At 75.7% G+C, this 21,002-nt stretch carries 18 protein-coding genes, 1 rRNA gene and 1 riboswitch; of the genes, 11 read left to right on the plus strand and 8 right to left on the minus strand.

Annotated features, from left to right (window positions below):
- A 5S ribosomal RNA gene (rrf, locus tag JIG38_RS21270) occupies window positions 1-70 on the plus strand; the annotation flags it as partial.
- Window positions 71-443: 373 nt separating this feature from the next.
- Here rrf and JIG38_RS16990 read toward each other — a convergent pair.
- Complete coding sequence (locus tag JIG38_RS16990; protein ID WP_199424917.1) at window positions 444-2,480, minus strand: thioredoxin domain-containing protein; 2,037 nt, start codon at window positions 2,478-2,480, stop codon at window positions 444-446.
- 281 nt (window positions 2,481-2,761) lie between these two features.
- Entirely contained in the window at window positions 2,762-3,136 is a 375-nt protein-coding gene (locus JIG38_RS16995) for an ArsR/SmtB family transcription factor (protein ID WP_199424918.1), read from the minus strand.
- A 110-nt stretch (window positions 3,137-3,246) separates the two neighbouring features.
- Here JIG38_RS16995 and JIG38_RS17000 point away from each other — a divergent pair, with 110 nt between their 5' ends.
- Entirely contained in the window at window positions 3,247-4,731 is a 1,485-nt protein-coding gene (locus tag JIG38_RS17000; RefSeq protein WP_199424919.1) for an NAD(P)-binding domain-containing protein, read from the plus strand.
- A 122-nt stretch (window positions 4,732-4,853) separates the two neighbouring features.
- Here the strand turns inward: JIG38_RS17000 and JIG38_RS17005 are convergent, their stop codons facing one another.
- Window positions 4,854-5,351, minus strand: a complete 498-nt coding sequence (locus JIG38_RS17005) for a cupin domain-containing protein (RefSeq protein ID WP_199424920.1) — start codon at window positions 5,349-5,351, stop codon at window positions 4,854-4,856.
- 475 nt (window positions 5,352-5,826) lie between these two features.
- Between JIG38_RS17005 and JIG38_RS17010 the strand changes: the two genes are divergently transcribed.
- The 5 genes from JIG38_RS17010 (at window position 5,827) to JIG38_RS17030 (ending at window position 10,669) form a co-directional block, all read left to right on the plus strand.
- Window positions 5,827-6,483, plus strand: a complete 657-nt coding sequence (locus JIG38_RS17010) for a TetR/AcrR family transcriptional regulator (protein WP_307844993.1) — start codon at window positions 5,827-5,829, stop codon at window positions 6,481-6,483.
- A gap of 26 nt (window positions 6,484-6,509) precedes the next feature.
- On the plus strand, window positions 6,510-9,014 hold the full coding sequence (locus JIG38_RS17015) for an MMPL family transporter (RefSeq protein ID WP_199424921.1): 2,505 nt from the start codon (window positions 6,510-6,512) through the stop codon (window positions 9,012-9,014).
- Between the two features lie 141 nt (window positions 9,015-9,155).
- Window positions 9,156-9,782, plus strand: a complete 627-nt coding sequence (locus JIG38_RS17020) for a DinB family protein (protein WP_199424922.1) — start codon at window positions 9,156-9,158, stop codon at window positions 9,780-9,782.
- A complete protein-coding gene (locus tag JIG38_RS17025; RefSeq protein WP_199424923.1) occupies window positions 9,779-9,922 on the plus strand; it encodes a hypothetical protein in 144 nt (47 codons plus the stop codon). The genes JIG38_RS17020 and JIG38_RS17025 overlap by 4 nt, the downstream gene beginning before the upstream one ends.
- A gap of 93 nt (window positions 9,923-10,015) precedes the next feature.
- Window positions 10,016-10,669, plus strand: a complete 654-nt coding sequence (locus JIG38_RS17030; protein ID WP_199424924.1) for a DUF308 domain-containing protein — start codon at window positions 10,016-10,018, stop codon at window positions 10,667-10,669.
- Between the two features lie 119 nt (window positions 10,670-10,788).
- On the opposite strand, the gene JIG38_RS17035 is transcribed toward JIG38_RS17030, so the two are convergent.
- From JIG38_RS17035 to JIG38_RS17045, 3 genes are all read right to left on the minus strand, one after another.
- On the minus strand, window positions 10,789-12,723 hold the full coding sequence (locus JIG38_RS17035; RefSeq protein ID WP_199424925.1) for a carbohydrate-binding domain-containing protein: 1,935 nt from the start codon (window positions 12,721-12,723) through the stop codon (window positions 10,789-10,791).
- 128 nt (window positions 12,724-12,851) lie between these two features.
- Window positions 12,852-13,652 (minus strand): polyphosphate polymerase domain-containing protein, encoded by an 801-nt coding sequence (locus JIG38_RS17040; RefSeq protein WP_199424926.1) that lies wholly within the window; start codon window positions 13,650-13,652, stop codon window positions 12,852-12,854.
- Window positions 13,649-14,236, minus strand: a complete 588-nt coding sequence (locus JIG38_RS17045) for a DUF4956 domain-containing protein (RefSeq protein WP_199424927.1) — start codon at window positions 14,234-14,236, stop codon at window positions 13,649-13,651. Before JIG38_RS17045 ends, JIG38_RS17040 begins: the two co-directional genes overlap by 4 nt.
- A gap of 200 nt (window positions 14,237-14,436) precedes the next feature.
- Here JIG38_RS17045 and JIG38_RS17050 point away from each other — a divergent pair, with 200 nt between their 5' ends.
- The 3 genes from JIG38_RS17050 (at window position 14,437) to JIG38_RS17060 (ending at window position 17,314) form a co-directional block, all read left to right on the plus strand.
- On the plus strand, window positions 14,437-15,186 hold the full coding sequence (locus JIG38_RS17050) for a response regulator transcription factor (protein WP_199424928.1): 750 nt from the start codon (window positions 14,437-14,439) through the stop codon (window positions 15,184-15,186).
- Complete coding sequence (locus JIG38_RS17055) at window positions 15,183-16,778, plus strand: sensor histidine kinase (RefSeq protein ID WP_307844994.1); 1,596 nt, start codon at window positions 15,183-15,185, stop codon at window positions 16,776-16,778. The genes JIG38_RS17050 and JIG38_RS17055 overlap by 4 nt, the downstream gene beginning before the upstream one ends.
- A gap of 110 nt (window positions 16,779-16,888) precedes the next feature.
- Window positions 16,889-17,314: a hypothetical protein gene (locus JIG38_RS17060; protein ID WP_199424929.1), complete on the plus strand. Its 426-nt coding sequence runs from the start codon at window positions 16,889-16,891 to the stop codon at window positions 17,312-17,314.
- A gap of 58 nt (window positions 17,315-17,372) precedes the next feature.
- Here JIG38_RS17060 and JIG38_RS17065 read toward each other — a convergent pair whose 3' ends face one another.
- Complete coding sequence (locus tag JIG38_RS17065) at window positions 17,373-18,227, minus strand: EAL domain-containing protein (protein WP_199424930.1); 855 nt, start codon at window positions 18,225-18,227, stop codon at window positions 17,373-17,375.
- Between the two features lie 13 nt (window positions 18,228-18,240).
- Window positions 18,241-18,318: riboswitch (cyclic di-GMP riboswitch) on the minus strand.
- A gap of 100 nt (window positions 18,319-18,418) precedes the next feature.
- Entirely contained in the window at window positions 18,419-18,994 is a 576-nt protein-coding gene (locus JIG38_RS17070) for an arsenate reductase/protein-tyrosine-phosphatase family protein (RefSeq protein WP_199424931.1), read from the minus strand.
- 78 nt (window positions 18,995-19,072) lie between these two features.
- Here JIG38_RS17070 and JIG38_RS21145 point away from each other — a divergent pair, with 78 nt between their 5' ends.
- Complete coding sequence (locus tag JIG38_RS21145) at window positions 19,073-20,947, plus strand: DUF4012 domain-containing protein (protein ID WP_199424932.1); 1,875 nt, start codon at window positions 19,073-19,075, stop codon at window positions 20,945-20,947.
- Window positions 20,948-21,002: the final 55 nt, after the last annotated feature.

Below are 21,002 nucleotides of genomic sequence, written 5' to 3' on the forward strand. Positions count from 1 at the left end.
GGAAGCTAAGCCCCTCTGCGCCGATGGTACTGCACGGGAGACTGTGTGGGAGAGTAGGTCGCCGCCGAACATTCCTTCACAAGGCCGCCCCCGGAAACGGGGGCGGCCTTCGTGCATTCCAGGCACGGTCACGCATGCGTTCCGGGGCTCTGCATGCACTCTCGTCGCTCTGTCGACGTCGACGAGCGCCCTTCAGCACGTCTGTCGGAGAGCTGCACCCACGCAGGCGTGAAGGGTTGGTCGCGCCTCGTGCGACCAACCCTTCACACCACCAGCCGCGGTCTTCCCTGAGCTCTGCATCGATCTCCGGGAGCTCTGCACGGATCTTCCGTAGCTCCGTATCGATATCCCGGAGCTCTGCACGGACTTCCCGGAGCTCTGCAGCACCTCCGTGAGGGCGGTGTCCTCGCTCGTGGCGTCCCGTTGTGTCTGGCGCACTCGGGTCAGCGTGCGAGCTGGCCGGCGAGCTCGATGGCGTCCGTCGTCGGCTGGTCGCACACGAATCCTCGGCACACGTACGCGGTCGCGCGACCGGAGACGGCGGGGCGGTCGGCGAGCAGGGGAACGCGTGAGCCCTCCGTACCGACCGCGACGACCGCGCCCGGAGCGGGCGACCGGCGCGCGGCTCGGACGAGCGCGTCCCGGTCCGCGCCCGGCGTGCCGATCACCGCGACCTCGCGGGGGCCGTCGAGGACGGCCTCGGCGACGGCGAGGGCCCACCCGGTCGCGCGCGGGACACGCGGAGCCACGGCGAGCGGTTCGGCGAGGGCGGCTTCCGCCGCCTCGCGGTGCCGGACCGAGCCCGTCAACGCCGCGTAGGTCAGGAGTGCGCCCGCCGCCGCGGTCTGACCGGCGGGCGTCGGGCCGTCGGCCAGCTCGCGCGGTCGGCGGATGCGTGCGAGCACCGCATCCGTCTCGTCGGCGGCGGTGTCGTAGAGGCGTCCCTCCTCGAGGAAGCGGTCGAGGATCGCGTCGAGCAGGCGGCCGGCGTCGTCGACGTGGACGGGGTCGCCGGTGGCGGAGTACAGGGCGAGCAGTCCCTCCGCCACGTGCGCGTAGTCCTCGAGGACGCCCGCCGCGGTCCCGACCCGGCCGTCGCGCGACGCACGGGCGAGGCGTACGACGCCGTCCTCGGCCCTCAGGTGGGAACGGAGGTGGTGGACCGCGTCGGCGGCGGCGGCCACCCAGTCGGGGCGGTCCAGGAGCTCGCCGGCCTCCGCGAGTGCGGCGACCGCGAGGCCGTTCCACCCGGTGACGACCTTGTCGTCGCGAGCCGGGCGGGGCCTCGTCTCCCGGGTCGCCAGGAGGCGGTGCCGGACGTCGGCGAGCCGGGCGTCGTCGTCGGGGTCCGTGCGCAGCTGGAGGACCGAGGCGCCGGCCTCGAAGGTGCCCTCGACGGTGACGGAGAAGGTGTGCGCCGCCCAGCCTCCGTCGTCGGGTCCCAGGGCGGTGGTGAGCGACTCCGGCGTCCAGGCGTAGAAGGCGCCCTCGTGCGTCCGGCCGTCGGGACCGAGGGAGTCGGCGTCGAGCGCGGAGGCGAACCCGCCCTCGGGCGTGCGGAGCTCGCGGAGCAGCCAGTCGGCCGTCTCGGTGACCACACGGCGGGCGAGCGCCGACCCGGTCAGCCGCCAGGCGTGGGCGTAGACGCGGAGCAGCAGCGCGTTGTCGTAGAGCATCTTCTCGAAGTGCGGCACGACCCAGTCCGCGTCGACCGAGTACCGCGCGAAGCCGCCCCCGAGCTGGTCGTAGAGGCCACCGCGCGCCATCGCCTCCAGCGTGGACTCTGCCATGGCGAGGGCGCCGTGCGAGCCGGTGCGCGCGTGGTGCCGCAGGAGCCACTCGACCACCATCGACGGGGGGAACTTCGGGGCGCCGCCGAACCCTCCGCGGTGGACGTCGTAGGTCGTCGCCAGGGCGGCGAGCGCTGCCTCGGTCGTCTCCGAACGGACGGGAGCGGCCGCCGGGGGCGCGAGGTCGGCGGCCCGGTCGGCGAGGGCCGCCCGGATGGAGGCGGCACTCGAGCCGACGTCCTCGCGGCGCGTCGTCCAGGCCGCGGCCATGCTCGCGAGGACCTGGCCGAACGACGGCATGCCGCCGACGGGCCGTGGCGGGAAGTACGTGCCGCAGAAGAACGGGTCGCCGTCGGGGGTGGCGAAGACCGTCATCGGCCAGCCGCCCTGGCCGGTCATCGCCTGGGTCGCCTCCATGTAGACGGCGTCGACGTCCGGGCGCTCCTCGCGGTCCACCTTGATGCAGACGAAACGCTCGTTCATGAACGCCGCGACCGACGCGTCCTCGAACGACTCGTGCGCCATGACGTGGCACCAGTGGCAGGCGGCGTAGCCGACGGAGAGGAGCAGGGGCACGTCGCGACGGCGCGCCTCGGCGAAGGCCTCGTCGCCCCACTCGTACCAGTCGACGGGGTTGTCCGCGTGCTGCCGCAGGTAGGGGCTGGTGCTGGAGGCCAGGCGGTTGGGCATCTCACTCCTCGCTGGCGTCGCCGGGAGCGGTGGTCCGAGCGCCTCGGACCTGCGGGCCGGGCCGGACGCCGGGACAGACCTGGCCGACCGCGAGCCGCCACGGGGGTGCCGGCGTCGCAGCCCTCGTCGCGCAACCGTGTCCAGACCGACGCTACGGGACCGCCCGTCGCCGTGCCCGCGGACGAGCACCGCCGCGAGGCCGTACCGCCGACCACGGTGCGCACGCGTGGCCCGCTCCGGCGGAGGTCGCGCGCCGGGCGAGGGGCCCGCGCCGGCGGACCTCAGGGGCGCGGCGCCAGCGCGTCTCGCAGCGACGCGAGTGCGGCCGGCACGGCCGCGTACCAGACGTTGGTGCCGCGCTTCTCGCTGATCACCAGGCCCGCCTCGCGCAGGATCCTCAGGTGGTGGCTGACCGTCGGCTGGCTCTTGCCGACCGGCTCGACGAGGTCGCACGCGCAGACGGCGCCGTCCGGGTGCGTGGCCAGCAGGTTGAGCAGCCGCAGCCGGACCGGGTCGGAGAGCGCCGCGAACCGACGAGCGAGCTCGGCGGCCTCCGCCTCCGTCAGGGCCGCGGCCTGCAGCGGTGCGCAGCACGCCTCGACCGCCGGCTGGGCGAGCAGGGGCAGCTCACGCACGATCGCGGTGGCCTCGGTCATCGTTCCTCCAACGTATTGACATCTGTCGATGTATGCGTGCAGTCTGGCGCACGCATCGACGAATGTCGATAGTACGCCGACGGCGGGGAACCGCCAGGAGGAGCGCCACGATGAGCACCACCGCTGCCGACCAGGACCTGCCGGTCGTCGTCATCGGCGCCGGGCCGATCGGCCTGGCCGCCGCGGCGCACCTGACCGACCGCGGTCTGCCCTTCGTCGTCCTGGAGGCCGGCGACGACGTCGGCGCCGCGGTCTCCCAGTGGGGGCACATCCGCACCTTCACCCCGTGGCGGTACATCGTCGACGCCACGGCCGAGGCGCTGCTCGCCCCCACCGGCTGGGCCCGGCCGACCACGCCTGTCCCCCCGACCGGCGCCGAGCTGGTCGAGCACTACCTGCGGCCGCTCGGTGCGCTCGTCGGCGCGCACGTCCGGCTCGGGGAGCGCGTGGTCGCCGTGTCCCGTGCCGGGATGGACAAGATGCGCAGCGTCGGCCGCTCGGAGCGGCCGTTCCTGGTGCGGACCCGGCGCGACGACGGTGCGGTGACCGAGCTGCGGGCCCGTGCGGTCATCGACGCCTCGGGCACGTGGTCCCGCCCCAACCCGCTGGGCGGTGCGGGCCTGCCCGCGATCGGCGAGGAGCAGGCGGGGCGGTTCCTCGTCGGTCCCCTCCCGGACGTCCTCGGGTGCGACCGCGGGCGGTTCGCCGGGCGGCGCACCCTCGTGGTCGGCGCCGGTCACTCCGCCGCGAACACGCTGCTGAACCTGGCCCGCCTGGCCGCCGAGGTGCCGGGCACGGAGATCCTGTGGGCCATCCGCGGTGCGTCGCCGGCGTCGGTGTACGGCGGCGCAGAGGCCGACGCGCTCGCCGCGCGCGGCAAGCTCGGCTCGGACCTCCGCGCGCTGGTCGACTCCGGGATCGTGCGCCTCGTCACCGGCTTCGCGATCACGGCCCTCGAGCCGGCCGGAGAGGTGGTCGCCGTCGTCGGCGAGACGGCCGACGGCGAGGTCCGGCTCGACGGCCTGCACCACGTCGCCGCAGCGACCGGCTTCCGCCCCGACCTCTCGATGCTCTCCGAGGTGCGCCTGGAGCTCGACCCCGGGCTCGAGGCGCCGCGAGCGCTCGGCCCGCTGATCGACCCCGCCTTCCACTCGTGCGGGACGGTCCCGCCGCACGGGCACCGGGACCTCGCGCACCCGGAGGAGGGGTTCTACGTGGTCGGGATGAAGTCCTACGGCCGCGCCCCCACGTTCCTCATCACGACGGGCAACGAGCAGGTCCGCTCCGTGGTCGCCGCTCTCGCGGGGGACCGCGCCGCCGCCGACGAGGTCCAGCTCGTGCTCCCGGAGACCGGGGTCTGCTCGGTCGACGCGGCGGGCCGGGACACCGGTGCCGGCGGCTGCTGCGGCGGTCCGACGGGCGTCGAGGGCCTCGAGGTCCCCGCCGCGGCGCACCGCGCCCGTCCCGACGGCGTCGCCGCCCGGGGCTTCGCCACCGGCGTCGCGGGCGGCGGTGCCGTCGCGCTGCTCGCGCTCGCCGACGTGACCGCAACCGACGACGCCGGCTCGTGCGGCTCGGGCGGCTGCTGCTCGTGACCCGCCTCGGGCCGGCGCGGGTGCGCTCGTGATGGTCCGGCGCCGCGCCCGGTGAACCGGCCGCGGCGTCGTCGTCCGTGATCCTCCGACCGCCGGTCCGGCGCGGGAGGCGTCGGGCGCGGTCAGCAGACCGGCGCGGGCTCGTCGATGCGCGGCGTCGCCGCGTCGGCCGTGGGGTAGATGCGCGTGATCGACAGGACGGCGGGCTCGTCGAAGGGGTTGCTCACGTGGTGCGGGCCGACCTCGGTGAACGAGCCGACGAGCGTGCCGCCGGCGTCGACGCCGAACGTCTCCGGCGGTGCGCACGGGGTCTGCCGCACGACCTTGCCCGAGACGACGACGGCGATGACGATCCCCGGGTGCGAGTGCCAGCCGGAGAAGCTGCCGGGCGGGTACGTGAGGTCGAAGGTGGTCACGGTCGTGGGCTCGCGGGTCATGAGCGTCACGCCGTCCTGGGCGACCTTGAGGGTGCGGTGTCCGTCGCTGTCGTCGAGCCGGCCGCTCGCGGTGTTCGCGGTGGTCGTGGTGCCGGAGCCAGGGGTCGCGACGGCGGCCGTGACGCATGCTCCGGTGACGAGGAGCGCGGCGGTGGCGGTGAGCGCGGTCGTCCGGGTGCGCATGGGGTGCCTCCTGCGGTGTGCGTGGTGCGGGGTAGGTGCTGGGTGGGGCGGCGCGGGCCCCGTGCGGCGAGGTGACCTCGGCCGTGGGTGCGGCGTCGGTGGCGTCGGGAGGCCGCACCGCCCGGTCACGAGGGCCGGGCGGCCGCCCGAGCGGTGACCGGGGGCACGGGGGGCGTCGGGCACAGGGCCTGACGGGTGTGCGCCCGCGGTGAGGCAGCCCGTCCGGAGACCGGTCGGGTCGCTGCGTCGCGGCCGACGACGGCGGCGACGGTGCCGCGTTCTCGGCCTGGGCCACGCTCGGGGTGGCCCTGGGAGCACGGTCCTCGCCCCGGGCGCGCGCGGTCAAGGGGGCCCTCCTGCGCGCCTCGCGTCGGCTGCCGCCGTCCTCCCACCGTGTCGGGGATCACACGGCGGCGGGCGGGTGAAAGCGGCTCCGTGGATGCACCGGGTGCACCGTTGCACTTAGTGTAAGAACGTGATCCCGACCCGCCCGCTCGCCGACCGTCGGGCCGCCCTCAAGAAACGGCACCGCCAGGCGATCGTCGAGGCCGCCGCGGCGCTCATGACCGAGGTCGGCAGCATCGGGTTCACCGTGGACGACCTCGCGGCACGGGCCGACGTCTCGCGGCGCACCGTGTTCAACCACTTCGCGTCCGTCGACGACATCGTCACGGAGGTCTGCGCCGGGATCCTGGGCGGCGTCGTCGACGGCTTCGTCGCGCGGGCGTCCGAGGCGTCGGCGGACGGCGGGTCGGCGTCCTCGATGTTCGACGAGGTCGCCTACGCGCTGCGCACCACGGACCTCGTGACGCCCATGGCGTACCTCACGCGCACGCTCGGCGTCGCGCAGGACCCCACGCCGTGGCGCGCGGCCCTCATGCTCCGCAGCGTGCACGACGTCAGCGCGCGCTTCGCGCACGCGATGGCGGAGCGGCACCCCGAGGCCGACCCGCTGGCTGTCGAGCTGCTCGTCAACTCCCTCATGACCGGCCTCATGGTGCTCCACGGGCACTGGTACGCCGCGACCGGCGGGGCCGACGACGCCGCCTCGCGCGAGGTCTGGTCGGAGCTCGTCGAGCGCCTCGTCTCCACCGTCCGGGCCGGGTACGCGGCCGCCGACGCCCACCGCTGACCGCCTCCACCCACAGGAACGGAACCATGGCTGAACTCCTCTACCGGCTCGGCCGGACCGCGGCGCGCCGCGCGCGCGTCGTCATCGCCGCGTGGCTCGTGGTGCTCGCGCTCGCCGGCGCCGCGTTCGCGGCCTTCGGCGGGACGCTCGCGAACAGCTTCTCAATCCCGGGCACGCCGACCGCGGAGGTCACCGACCAGCTGCGGGACGAGCTCCCGGGTGCGGCGGGCGCGGTCGGCACCGTCGTGCTGAGCACCGAGGACGGCTCACCGTTCACCGCCGAGCAGCAGGCCGCGATCGGCGAGCTCGTCGCCGCGGCCGCCGAGGCCGACGGCGTCGAGGCGACGGTCGACCCGTTCGCGACCGCGGCCGAGCGCGAGCAGCGCCGGCTCGAGGTCGACGGCGGCCTCGCCCAGCTCGAGCAGGGGCGGCTCGAGCTCGCCCAGGGGCAGGCGCAGCTCGACGCCGCGCGGGCCCAGGCCGAGGCCGCGGGCGCGATCGCCGTCGTCGGGCCCGAGCTCGACGCGCAGCAGGCCGCGCTCGACCAGGGGGCGCTCGAGCTGGAGGCCGGTGCGGAGCAGCTCGACCTCGCGTCCCGCCTGCTCGCCATGGCGTCCGAGGTCCGCACGGTCTCCGAGGACGGCAGCACGGCGGTCGCGACGGTCGTCTTCGAGGAGGTCTCGTTCGACGTCACGCAGGAGACGCGCGACGCCGTCATCGCGGCGTTCGACGAGCCCGTCGAGGGGGTCCGGGTGGACCTCTCGTCCGACATCACCACGGGCGTCCCCGAGGTCTTCGGCGTCGCCGAGGCCTTCGGGCTCGTGGCCGCCGCCGTCGTGCTCGTGGTCATGCTCGGCACGCTCGTCGGCGCGGGCCTGCCCATCCTCACCGCGCTCGTCGGCGTGGGGATCGGCGCGCTCGGCGCGATGTCGCTCTCCGGCGTCGTGGAGATGGCGTCCATGACCCCGGTGCTCGGCATCATGCTCGGCCTCGCGGTCGGCATCGACTACGCGCTCTTCATCGTCAACCGCCACCGGCGCCAGCTCATGCAGGGCTACGACGTCGACGAGTCGATCGGGCTCGCGAACGGCACGTCGGGCAACGCGGTCGTGTTCGCGGGCGCGACGGTCCTCATCGCGCTGCTCGCGCTCAACGTCACGGGCATCCCCTTCCTCGGCCTCATGGGCTCGGTCGGTGCGATGTGCGTCGCGATCGCCGTGCTCATCGCCGTGACCCTGACGCCCGCGCTGCTCGGGACGGTGGGGATGCGCATCCTGTCCCGGCGCGAGCGCGCCGCGCTCGCCGCGCACCACGAGGCGACGTCCGCCGCGCCTGCGCCGGTCGTGCCCACGCGGCCGATGTCCACCGCCGCTGCCGCGGCGCGGGTGCTGCTCGGCATCATCGGCCTGGTCGTCGTGGCGCTGCCGGCGACGCAGCTGCGGCTCGGCCTGCCCGACGGCTCCTCCGACGCGCAGGACTCGACCCAGTACCGCGCCTACACGACGGTGTCGGAGAAGTTCGGGCCGGGCCGGAACGGCCCGCTGCTCGTCGTCGCCGAGCTGCCCGAGGCGCCGACGGAGGAGGGTCTGCTGCGTGCGCAGGTCGAGGTGGCCGAGGAGCTCTTCGCCCAGGACGACGTCGTCGCGGTGGTCCCGTTCGGCAGCTCCGAGGACCGGACGGTCACCGCGTTCCAGGTCGTCCCCGCGCAGGGGCCGACGACCGAGTCGACCGAGGAGCTCGTCACGACGCTGCGCGGGCTCTCGCCGCTCGAGGACGGCACGGAGATCGGCGTCGCCGGTCACGCGAGCGGCAACATCGACGTGTCCGCGCGGCTCGCGGACGCGCTGCCGGTCTACCTGGGCGTCGTCGTCGGCCTGTCGCTGGTCATCCTCGTCCTGGTGTTCCGGTCGGTGCTCGTGCCGCTCATCGCGACCGCCGGGTTCGTGCTCTCCTTCTTCGCGGCCATGGGCGGCGTCGTCGCGATCTACCAGTGGGGCTGGCTCGGCCCGCTGTTCGGCGTGGACAACCCCGGACCCGTGCTGAGCTTCCTGCCGACGCTGCTCGTCGGGATCCTCTTCGGGCTCGCGATGGACTACATGCTCTTCCTCGGCTCGGGCATGCGGGAGGCGTACGTCCACGGGGTGCCGGCGCGGGTCGCCGTCGTGCAGGGCGTGCACGCCGCGCGCTCGGTCGTCACGGCCGCCGCGATCATCATGGTCTCGGTGTTCGGCGGGTTCGTGTTCTCGCACAGCGCGATGATCCGTCCCATCGGCTTCGGGCTCGCGCTCGGCGTCCTGCTCGACGCGTTCGTCGTCCGGATGCTCGTCGTGCCCGGGTTCCTGCACCTCGCGGGGGACGCCGCGTGGTGGCTGCCGCGCTGGCTCGACCGCCTGCTGCCCGACGTCGACGTCGAGGGGGCCGCGCTCGAGCGCCGGCACCCGCACCACGTCGCTGAGCACGACGCGGGCACGACGTCGACCGCCGGGGTCGCGTCCGAGCCCGACGAGGCCGCCGTGGGCAGCGCACGCTGACCGCTCGGCCGGGTCCTGCCCGGTGCGCGCCGACGACACCCTCACCCTCACGGGTGGGGGTGTCGCCGTCTGCGGGCACCGTCGGTGGGTGGACGAGGCTGCTCTGGTGACGTGTCGGTGCGGGTGGCTAGCGTGCGTCGGATGGACGAGACCACGGACCTGTCGCGCACGACGCCCGAGGACGGGAAGGCCGTGCTGCTCCGCTACCTGCGGAGCCAGCGGGACGGCCTCGCGAGCAAGGTCGACGGCCTGAGCGAGTACGACGCGCGGCGGCCGCTCACCCCGACGGGCACGAACCTGCGCGGCCTCGTCAAGCACGTCGCGAGCGTGCAGCTCGGCTACCTCACCGACGTGTTCGGGCGCCCGTCCGGGCGCGAGCTGCCCTGGGACGCCGAGGACGCCGAGCCCGACGCCGACCTGTGGGTCACGGCGGAGGAGTCCCGCGAGGACGTGCTCGAGCTGCACCGGTTCTCGGCCGAGCAGGCGGACGCGACGGTCGCGGCGCTGGACCTCGACGCTCGCGGCGAGGTGCCGTGGTGGCCCGCCGAGCGGAGGGCCGTCACGCTCCAGCAGGTCCTCGTGCACCTCTGCGTCGAGACGGCGCGCCACGCGGGTCACGCCGACATCCTGCGCGAGCTCGTCGACGGCGCCACGGGGCAGCGTCCCGGCGACCCCAACGTCACCGGGCGGTCCGGGGACGAGTGGGCCGTGCACCGGGCCCGCATCGAGGAAGCGGCGCGGGTCGCCGGGGGCGGGCTCCCCTCGTGACGCCGCACGACGCTCCCGGGGACCCCGCGCCGGGGGGCGGCGGCCCGTCGCGTGCCGCCGTCGTCGCCGCCCTGCTCGGCGTCGTCGTGGTCGTGCTGGTCGCCGTCGTCGTCGGGATGGCGCTGGCGGAGAACCTGTGACCGCTCCGCGTGCGTCCACGGCGGACGGCGTGGGAGCGGCCCGGTCGCCGCTCCCGTAGGGTCCTCGCGTCCGTCGCCCTCCCGAGGAGAACCATGTCGTCGTCCGGCCAGCCGCCCGTCCCGCCCTCCGACGCGCCGCAGGGCGGTGGTGCACCGGTGCCGCCGTACGGCGGGCCCGGCGGCCAGGGGCAGCCCTCCGACCTCCCGCCCGTCGCGCCGCCGTACGGGCAGGCGCAGCCGTACGGGCAGTCGCAGCCCTACGACCACGGGCAGCCGTACGGCCAGGCGCAGCCGTACGGGCAGTCGCAGCCCTACGACCAGGGGCAGCCGTACGGCCAGGCCCAGCCCTACGGCCAGGCCCAGCCCTACGGCCAGGCTCAGCCCTACGGCCAGCCGCCGGTCGCGCCGCCGTTCGGCCAGGACGCCGCTGCCAACGGCCAGCCGTACGGCCCCGCGTACGGGCAGGCCTACGGACCGCAGTACGGACAGGCCTACGGGCCGCAGTACGGGCAGCCGCAGGCGCCGGCGGGAGCGCCCGCCCTCTCGATCGTGGCGTTCGTGCTCTCGGCGATCGCCCTGCTCTTCGTGCCGATCCTCTTCGGGGGCGGCGCGATCGTGTGCGCCGTCGTCGCGCAGCGGCGGCACGAGAAGCCGGCGCGTGCGGCGCTCGTCGTCTCGATCGTGTGCACGGTCCTGGGTGTCGTGATCGGCGCCATCGTGGGGCTGCAGGCCTACGGGAACCTCTGAGCAGCCTCGGGCACCGCTGAGCGCCCTCGAGGACTGCGCACGACGGCGCCGGCGCGACCACGGGTCGCGCCGGCGTCGTCGTCCCGGCCTCGCGGGAGGGCGCAGGCCGTCTCGTCGGGTCAGGCGGCCGTGACCGTGCCGAGCACCGTCGTCCCGGCCGTGCCGCCCGCGGAGTAGCCGCCGGTGGGGCCGTCCGTCGCGCCGCCCACGACGACCTCGTAGGTGGCGCCCGCCTCGAGCGCGGCGGACGAGACGACGACGGACGCGGTCGCCTTGGCCGTCTCGAACGACGCGACGACGGTGCCGTCGTCGGCCACGAGCTGGACCACGGTGCCCGCCTCGGCGGCGCCGGAGAACGCGACGACCGCGGTGCCCTGGCCGGACGACACCGGCGTGACGAGCATGCCCGCGCTGCCGGCGGCGACGAGCGTGCCGCCCGTCACGGCGAACGTGCCGTCGACGTCGAGCGCGCCGTTGCCGTCGTCCGTCGGGCCGTGGACGACCACGGTGCCGCCGCTCATCTCCGCCGCGGCGTTGGCGTCGAGGCCGTCGCCGCCGCTGCTCACCACGACGGTGCCGCCGCCGATGCGCAGGCCCACCTCGCCCGACGTCGTGCCGCCCGGGGTGCCGCCGCCCGTCCCCGTCTCGACGAGCGTGAGGTCCTCGGCCGCGGTGCCCGCAGCGGACCCGCCCGACGTGCCGCTGGCCGTGCCGCCTGCCACGCCGGGCGCCGCGCCGACGCCGCCGCCGCGGCCGCCGCCCGGGCGCGTGCCCGTGCCCTGCGGCGGGCCGGCGGGCGCGCCGGCACCCATGCCCGCGTCGCCCGAGCCGCCCGGACCCGAGAGTCCCGAGCCGTCGGCGCCGCCGGCGACGTTGATGCCGTCGTCGGTCGCGGTGACGTCGACGGAGCCGTCGGTGATCGTCACCGTGCCGCCCTCGAGCCCTTCGTAGGACGTCGTGACCACGACGGTGCCGCCCGCCACGGTGAGCGCGCCGTCGGCGTGGGCGCCGTCGTCGGCGCTCGCGAGCGTGAGCCGGCCACCCGAGACGGTCAGCGCGCCGTTCGAGTGCAGCGCGTCGTCGGACGAGTCGAGGTCGAGCGAGCCGCCGCTGACGACGACGCTCACGCCACCCTTGAGGCCCTTGGTCGACACGTCCTGCGTGACGGTCCCGGTGCTGCCGCCGCCCGCCGTGACGGCGAGCGTGCCGCCCGTGACGAGCGCGTCCGTGAACGCGTCGACGCCGTCGCCGTCCGCCACGACGGTCACCTCGCCGCCGTTCACGGCGACGTAGCCCGCGGCCGCGTCCTCCTCGTCGTCTGACCGGAGGCCGTCGCCCCCGGCGGTGAGCGTGAGCACGCCGTCGTCGACCACGACGTAGTCCTTGCCGCGCAGCGCGTCGTCGACGGCCTCGACCGTGACCGCTCCGCCGGCGACGACGAGCCCGTCCTTGCTCGCGATGCCGTCGGCGCTGCGGCCCTGGACGGTGAGCGAGCCCGTGCCGGCGATGGTGAGGTCGGCGGCGCTGAAGAGCGCGGCGTTCGGCGCGTCCTCGCCGGTGACGAGGTACTGGGTCGCGTCCGTGAGGATGTTCTCCGTGCCCTCGGCGAGCTCGACGACGACCTCCTCGGCGTCGGTGACGACGAGCGCGCTGCCCGTGGGGCTCGTGATGTCGACGCCGTCGAGCACGAGGCGCACGATGCCGTCGTCTGCCGTCGCGACGACCACCTGGCCCTCGAACGTCCCGCTCAGGCGGTAGGTGCCGGCGGCGGTCACGGTGACGACGCCGTCCGTGACGCTCACGGCGTCGGACGTGCTCGTCGCGGACGTCCCGTCGAGGGTCACGGCCTCCTCGCTCGCGGTGTCCCAGACGTGGTCCTCCGCGTCGTCGTGGTCGACGAGGTTCTCGGTCGTCGCCGCCTCCACGGAGGTCGACGTGGTGGCGGTGGTCGACGTCGTGGACGACGCCGCGGGCGTGGCCGCCGTGCTGCAGCCGCCGACGAGGGCGAGGGCTGCGGCGAGCGGCAGGAGGCGGGGGGTGCGGGGGAGTCGCATGAGGTGCTCCGGTGATGTCGGTGGTGCGGGTGGGGTGGTGGTCCGAGCGTGCGCGGCCGCGCTGTGCCGTCCCGGTGCGGTCCCTGTGGGCCGGCTGAGCGCAGTGCCGCGACCGAGGTCCCGTGCGGTCAGGCCTCGAGGAAGGGGTGCCGGCGCAGCACGGGGCGCCAGCGTGAGGCCGGCAGCGCCGGCGCGAGCGCCGCGAGACCGGTCGCGTACTTGGAGATCCGGCTCGGCCGGTGGCCCGCACGCCACAGGAGGTGGTCGACGGCCGAGGCGTGCCCGGCCGTCTTGGTCTCCACGACGACGCGGTCCGGGAGGGCGACGCGGCGTCCCGCCCCTGCGTGGAGCCCGACGACCGCGTCGGGCGTGAGCGTGCAGACGAGCTCGGTGTCGAGGGTCACGCGGCTGTCGTCGTCGGGCAGGTGCAGCGTGGAGCGCTGGTAGCGGGTCACGAGCGTGGGGCGCAGCGGCGCGGGCGGCGCGGTCACGCCCGCTGCGCCGAGGACGGCGTCGACGAAGCCGGTGCCGTCGGACGTGAGGTGCGCGGGGTCGGCGTCGTGCGGGGCCCGGTGCTTGACGGTGCGGCCGCGGCGGTCGCGCGTCTTGACCTCGAGCCAGCGCTCGTCCGACGCGAGGTAGGTGCGCGTGCGGACCTTCCACCGCAGCGGGCGTCGCCGCGCCGCGAGCAGGTACGAGTCGAGGGCGGCGGTGTCGAAGTACACGGACGCGTAGCCGAAGGTGCGCTCGCCGTCGATCTCGAGCACGCGTGCGGTGCCGCGGAGCCGGTCGAGGAGCCGCGCGGCGTCGTCGACCGGGACGACGTACTTGCGGTCGACCCGCGTGAGCAGCGCGGCGCGGGCGGTGAGCTCGTCGAGCCCCAGCGGGGCGAGCTCGGTGACGGGCAGGTGGTCGGCGGTCACGGTCATCGGGTCCCGCCCGTCGTCGTGCGGACGCGCGCCGGGACGGAGGCGCCGACCTCGTACCGGACGTCCACGAGGGTCGTGTCGAGGACGAGGTCGACCTCCTGCACGACGGCGACGTGCACGCGGGCCCCGAGCAGCTGCTCGAGGTGCGCGACGAGCGCCGTGTGGTCGGTGAAGGCCGCGTCGAGGTGCATGAGCTGCGCGCGGTACCGGGGGAGGAGGCGTGGGTGGTCGCCGACCGCGAGCACGAGGACCACCAGCGCGCTCATCGCCACGACGGCCGCGAGCGGCGTCGCGGCGAGCCCGGCCACGAGGCCGAGCGCGAGCGCCGAGAAGTAGTAGGCGACCTCGTGCTGGCCGAGCTCGGTCGAGCGGAGCCGGATGATCGAGAGGACGCCGAAGAGACCCAGGCCGAGGCCGGCGCCGACCGTCGTGGCGCCCAGCGTCGCCGCGACCGCGAGGACCCCGACGTTGACGCCGAGGTAGGCGACCACGAGCTCGCGACGCCGGTGCCGGCGGACGTAGAGCGTCGTGAGGACGGTGATCGCGACGAGGTCGACGAGGTAGGGCAGGAGGGTCGTGGTCATGGGTGCTCCAGGGTCGGTGGTGCGAGGTGCTGGAGCGACTCTGGGAGGCGCCTCTGTGGGCCCGCTGCGCCGACCCTGTGAGCCGGTTGTGAGGCGCGGCGCCGTGCCCGGGTGCTTGCGGCGCGCTGCGGGGAGGCGTCCACAGCGGGCTCACAGACTCGTCCCAGGCGACGCACGGGCACGGGGCGGACCATGGGCGCATGAGCAGCCGCCCCGCCTCCGCGCCCGACGTCCTCACCCGGCCGGACGGCTCGCCGATCCGCGCGCTCGTCGTCGACGACGAGCCGGCGCTCGGCGACCTCCTGTCGACCGTCCTGCGGTACGAGGGCTGGCAGGTCGAGACGGCCCTGACCGGGCAGGCCGCGATCCGCGCCGCGCGGGCGCAGGCGCCCGACGTCGTCGTCCTCGACGTCATGCTCCCCGACCTCACCGGGCTCGAGGTGCTGCGCCGCATCCGTGCCGTCCACCCTGAGGTGCCCGTGCTCTTCCTCACCGCGAAAGACGCCGTGGAGGACCGCATCGCGGGGCTCACGGCGGGGGGCGACGACTACGTGACCAAGCCGTTCAGCCTCGAGGAGGTCGTCGCCCGGCTGCGCGGGCTGCTGCGCCGCGCGGGGGCGACGGCCGCGCGCGAGGGCAGCGTCCTCGTCGTCGGGGACCTGCGGCTCGACGAGGACAGCCACGAGGTGTTCCGGGGCGCGGACGCGATCACGCTCACGGCGACCGAGTTCGAGCTGCTGCGGTTCTTCATGCGCAACCCGCGCCGCGTGCTGTCCAAGGCGCAGATCCTCGACCGGGTCTGGCAGTACGACTTCGGCGGGCAGGCCAACATCGTCGAGCTGTACGTGTCCTACCTGCGCCGCAAGGTCGACGCCGGGCGCGCGCCCATGATCCACACGCTCCGGGGCGCCGGGTACCTGCTCAAGGCGGCGGACGGGTCCGGCGCGTGAGGTGGACCCTGCGGCGGCGGCTCGTCGCCGTGCTCGTCGGGCTGCTCGTCACGGTCGCCGCCGTCATGGGTGCCGTGTCGACGCTCGCGCTGCGCGGCTCGCTCGTCGACCAGCTCGACGAGGGGCTCGAGGCGTCGAGCGACCGCGCGCTCTCGGCGCAGGACGGTCAGGGCGACCGCGACCGCGGCCCGGGCGGGCCGCCGTCGGCGTGGGACGACGGCGACGGGGGCGACGCGCCGCCGCCGGGCCTCGACGCACCCGGCCAGGGCGCCGGGACCGTCAACCTGACGGTCGACGACGGCACCGCGGTCGGTGGCTTCATCGACGCCGACGGCAGCCTCCGGCGGCTCACGGACGCCCAGGTCGCGACGCTCGAGGACGTCGAGCCCGACGAGGGCCCGACGACGGTCGACCTCGAGGAGCTGGGACGCTACCGGGTGCTCGCGGCCACCGGCCGCGACGGCGACCTCGTCGTCACCGGGCTCTCCACCGCCGTCGCCGACGCGACGGTGCGGGAGTACCTCGTCGCGGAGGTGCTCGTCGCGGCGGCCGGGATCACGCTCGCCGCCGTCGCCGGGGGTGCGCTGGTGCGGCGCGAGCTCGAGCCGCTCGAGCGGGTGGCGTCGACCGCGGCGCGCGTGTCCGAGCTGCCGCTGCACGAGGGCGAGGTGGTCATCGGCGAGCGCGTCCCGGAACGCGACACGGACCCCTCGACCGAGGTGGGCCAGGTGGGCGCCGCGCTCAACCGGCTCCTCGGTCACGTCGAGGGCGCGCTCGCGTCCCGGCACGAGAGCGAGACGCAGGTGCGGCGCTTCGTCGCCGACGCGAGCCACGAGCTGCGCACGCCGCTCGCGTCGATCCGCGGGTACGCCGAGCTGGTCCGCCGGATGCCCGGCGAGCTGCCGCCCGACGCCGTGCGCGCGATGGAGCGCGTCGAGTCGGAGTCGCGGCGCATGACGACGCTCGTCGAGGACATGCTGCTCCTCGCGCGCCTCGACGCGGGCCGCCCGCTCGACCGCTCGCCGGTGGACCTCACGGTGCTGGCGGTGGACGCCGTCGCGGACGCGCACGCAGCCGGGCCGGACCACCGCTGGCGGCTGGAGCTCGCCGGGTCGTCGGGGGCGGGAGGCGTCGACGGGCCGGACGTCGACCGTGCCGGGGCGCCGGAGCTCCGCGACCCGGCAGAGGCGGGCGACCCGCCGGACGACGTCGTCCCGGACGCTGTCGTCCCGGGCGACGAGGACCGCCTGCGCCAGGTGCTCGCCAACCTCCTCGCGAACGCGCGCGTGCACACGCCGGCGGGCACCACGGTGACGACCACGGTGCGGCGGGACGGCGGGTCCGTCGTGGTCGAGGTCGCCGACGACGGCCCCGGCATCCCCGTCGCGCAGCAGCCCACGCTCTTCCAGCGCTTCACGCGGGGCGATGCCGCACGCTCGCCCGGGAGCGGCTCGACGGGCCTCGGCCTCGCGATCGTGGACGCGGTGGTGCGCGCGCACGGCGGCCGTCTCGCCGTCGAGAGCGTCCCGGGTGACACCCGGGTCACGGTGGTCCTGCCCGCGGCGCCGCCCTCGGACGCCGAGGCGCGCTGACCCGTCGGTGCACAGCCTGCTCACAGGCGCGGGCGACCGTGGGCACAGGTTCGCGCGGTCCCCTGGTGCCTCGACCACCGGACGACCAGCACGTCCCACGAGGAGACGCCATGACCACCGCACCGACAGGACCGCAGGACGGCCCGCACGACGCCGCAGCACCCGACGCGACGCCCACCGGAACCCAGGCGGACGGGGCGACGCCCGGGGCGGAGCACGCCGTCGCGGCGCCGCCGCCGACCCCGACGCGCACCATGCCCACCGCCCGCGAGCGCGTCGTCGCGCGGCCCTGGCTCGCCCTCGGCCTCACGGCCGTGCTCGCTGCCGGCCTCGCGGGCGGCACGGGCTTCGCGGTCGGTCACGCCGTGGGCGACGAGGGCGGTCCCGGTCTCGAGCGGCACGGCGGTCCCTGGGGCGACGAGGGCGTGCTGCCGGGCGGCCCGGGCGGGCGTCCCGGCGACGGCTGGCGCGGTCGCGACGACCGTGCCGACGCGTCACCCGAGGACCTGCCCGACGACGCGTCGTCCGGCACCTAGACCACCGCGCGCCCGGCTCCCCCCTGGTCGGGCGCGCGGTGCACTCCCGGCGGGACGGTCAGTGCAGGCGGGCCAGCAGGCCGGCGAGGTCGTCGAGCGGGGCCGGGCGGCCCAGCAGGTACCCCTGCGCGCGGTCGCAGCCCGCGGCGCGTGCGGCTTCGTACTGCGCGGGCGTCTCGATGCCCTCCGCGACGACGCGCGTGCCGGTCGCGCGCGCGATCTCCACGACCTGACGCACGGCCGCGGCCGAGCCGAAGGCGGCGTCGTCGAGGCCGGCGGTGAGGCCGCGATCGACCTTGACCTCGCCGACCTGGAGCTGCGCGAGCCGCTCGGGCGACGAGGGCCCGGTGCCGATGTCGCTCACCGAGACCCGGACGCCGCGGCGCCGCAGCGCGAGCGCGACGTCCCGCGCCGCGTAGATGTGACCGAGCACGTCGCGCAGGCCCATCTCGACGGTGAGGAGCTCGAGGGGCAGGTTCGCGGTCCGCGCCGCCGTCTCGACCTCCGTGATGAAGCGCGCGTCCGTGAGCTGCGAGGCCGTGACGTTCACGGCGACCTCGACCGCGTAGCCGCGCGCGGCCAGCCAGGCGCCGTCGCGGCACGCGGTGCGCAGCGCCCAGGAGTCGATCATCCCCATGAGCCCGTTGCTCTGGGCCAGCGGCAGGAACTGCGCCGGCGTGAGGAGGCCGTGGTCCGGGTGCGCCCAGCGGATGAGCGCCTCCATCGCGGCGACCCGGCCGGTGCCCATGTCGAGCTGCGGCTGGTAGTGCATCCGCAGCTGGCCGCCGCCGAGCGCCTTCTGGAGCTCCGTCTCGAGCGAGTCGGGGCGGCGCGCGAGGAGGCCGAGGGCGAGGTGCGCGGCGTCGGCCGCGCCGTCGGTGGCGGCGGTCGGCGCGCCGGTGAGCGTCGTCATGCGTGGTGGTCCTCTCGGTAGCCCGGCTGACCGCATCCGCGGTCCCGTGGCTTTGCGTCCCGGCCTCGCGGCCGGTTTGCCCTGGTCGACGAGTCCCTGACGCGGGGCTCACCGGGCGAGAGCGTCCCGTCGGGCGCGCATGACGCGGTTTGCCGGGCGGCGGGGCCCGATTCACCCGTTCGCGCGGAGGATCACCCGCGCGCGACCGCCACGATCGCCCGGACGGCGGGCTCGATGAGCCCGAACGACTCGGCGTAGAGCGCGTCGCCGCGCCCGTACGGGTCGACGACGTCGTCGTCCCCGGGGGGGACGTGCCCACGGCGCGCGGCGGCCAGCGGGAGGAGGGCGCGCAGGCGCGCGGCGGGCGGACCGGCGGGCAGGTCCGCCGGGTCCACCGCGGCGGCCAGGCGGGCGAGCTCGAGCAGCGTGAACGTGCGGCGCACCGCCGCCGGCGCGAGGTCGACCACGGCGGCCCGGTGGGCGCGGGTCAGGGGCAGGACCAGGTCCGCCTCCCGCACGAGCTGCTCGGTGAGCTGGCGCGCGACGAACCCCTCGGAGCTGACCCCCGCCGCGGTGAGCAGGGGGACCATGGGCGGCGAGACGGGGTGCCCGACCATCGCGCGCGTCCCCGCGCTCGTCACCGTGACGGTGCTGCCGAGGCCTGCCGCGAGCAGGCGCTCGACCGCGGGGGACCGGCAGATGTTGCCCGTGCACACGGTGAGGACGGAGAAGGTGGCGCTCGACGGCGCGTGCGGGTCGGTCGTCACGGCACCAGTCTCGCGCGTCCTCGGGGGTGCTCCCGCCGCGGGTAGGCTCGCCCGGCACGGACGGCGGGAGGGGGAGCGGTGACCGACGACGCCCCGCGGACCCGCCGCAGCGTCCGCGACGACCCGCCCGTGCGGCACGCGACCGGCGCATCCGTGCGTGCGCGCCGGCGGCCGTCGACCCGCCGCACCGTGACCACGGCCCTGGTCGTGGCCGTGCCGGTGCTTCTCGTGGCCTGGGCCGCGTGGCTCGGGCTCGACGCGCTGCGCGCGCGCTCCGAGCTCCAGTCGGCGGCCGCCCTGGTGACGACGCTCCAGCAGCAGGTGCTCGACGGCGACCGCGCCGCCGCCGGGGCCACCCTGGCCGACCTCCAGGACCACGCGTCGCGCGCGCACGACGCCGCTCACGGCCCGCACTGGAGCGCGGCCCGCGTGCTGCCCTGGGTGGGCCCCAACGTGGCCGCCGTCCAGGTCGTGAGCGAGGTCGTCGACGGCCTCGCGGTCCGCGCGCTCCCGGGCCTCATGGACGCGACCGCGCTCGTCGACCCCGCGGGCATGGCCCCCGTCGACGGGCGCGTGCCCATCGGGCCGCTCGAGGAGGCGGCGCCCGTCGTCGTCGCCGCGGACGCCGAGGTGCGGGCGGCCCGGGACCGGGTCGAGGGCCTCGACGTCGCGGGGCTCTGGGCCCCGCTCCGGGGGCCGGTGGAGGACCTGGCGGCGCAGGTCCGGGGCGTCGCGAGCACGACGTCGACAGCCGCGAAGGCCGTCCAGCTGCTGCCGCCGATGCTCGGCGCCGACGGTCCGCGGCACTACGTCCTGCTCGTCCAGAACACCGCCGAGCCGCGCGCGACGGGTGGCATCCCCGGCGCCGTCATCCTGCTCGAGGCGGACGGCGGGGCGGTCCGCGTCGTGGACCAGCGCTCGGGCCCGCCGCTCGTCGACCTCCCGGCCCCCGTCCTGCCGCTGACGCCCGCCGAGACCGCGCTGTTCGGCGCGGACCTGGCCGCGGACATGCGCGACGTGACGTTCACCCCGGACTTCCCGCGTACGGCCGAGATCGCGCGCGCCCTGTGGCAGCAGGAGGTCGGCGGACCGGTCGACGGCGTGCTGTCGGTGGACCCGGGCACCCTCGCGCTGCTCCTCGGCGCGACCGGCCCGGTGCCGCTCCCGCCCGGGCCGGTCGCCGACGCCGTCGGTGGCGTGCTGACGGCGGACAACGCCGAGGACGTGCTGCTCAACACCGTCTACCGGGTGCTGCCCGTGGCTGACCAGGACCCGTTCTTCGCGTCGACGGCGGCGGGCGTGTTCGCGGCGCTCGCCGGCGGCCAGGGGGACGCGGCCGCGGCGGTCGAGGCGCTGGCGGAGGCGGCGCGCCGCGGGAGCCTGATGGTGTGGTCCGCCCTTCCCGACGAGCAGGCGCTGCTGGCGGGGACCGTGCTCAGCGGCGAGCTGACGGGTGAGTCCGGCGATTCACCCGTCGTGGGCGTGTTCCTCAACCAGGGGAATGCGGACAAGATGGGCTATTACCTCGGATTCGACATCGAGGTCGTCCCGGGCGATTGTCTGGCCGACGGAGCGCGCCGGCTCGAGGTCGTGGTCATTCTTCGCAATGACGTGCCCGGAGATCCCGCACAGTTGCCGGCGTATATCACGGGCACCGACCCCGAGCTGCCCGTCGGTCACATGCAGACGAACGTCCTGGTGTACGCGCCGGAAGGTGGGCTGGTCGACGAGGTTGTGGCCTCGGCGGGCGAGCCCGGCGTGACGTCGCAGGTCCACGACGGTCTGGCCGTCGTCGGGCGCACCGTCCGCCTGGCTCCGGGCGAGTCCCAGGTGATCACATACACGTTGGCGACAGGCCCCGATCAGGACGGAATTCCTATGATTCGGACGACCCCTGCGCCCAACCGGGTGACTTCCGTGCAGCAGTTCGATTCCGCTCACAAGTGTCGCTAGGGTGCCGATGGACCGGGAGCAGATGTCCGTCTGCCCGAAATAGTTGACCGCTCTG

This window comes from Actinotalea solisilvae (genome assembly GCF_016464425.1).
GTDB classification, from domain to species: Bacteria; Actinomycetota; Actinomycetes; order Actinomycetales; family Cellulomonadaceae; genus Actinotalea; species Actinotalea solisilvae.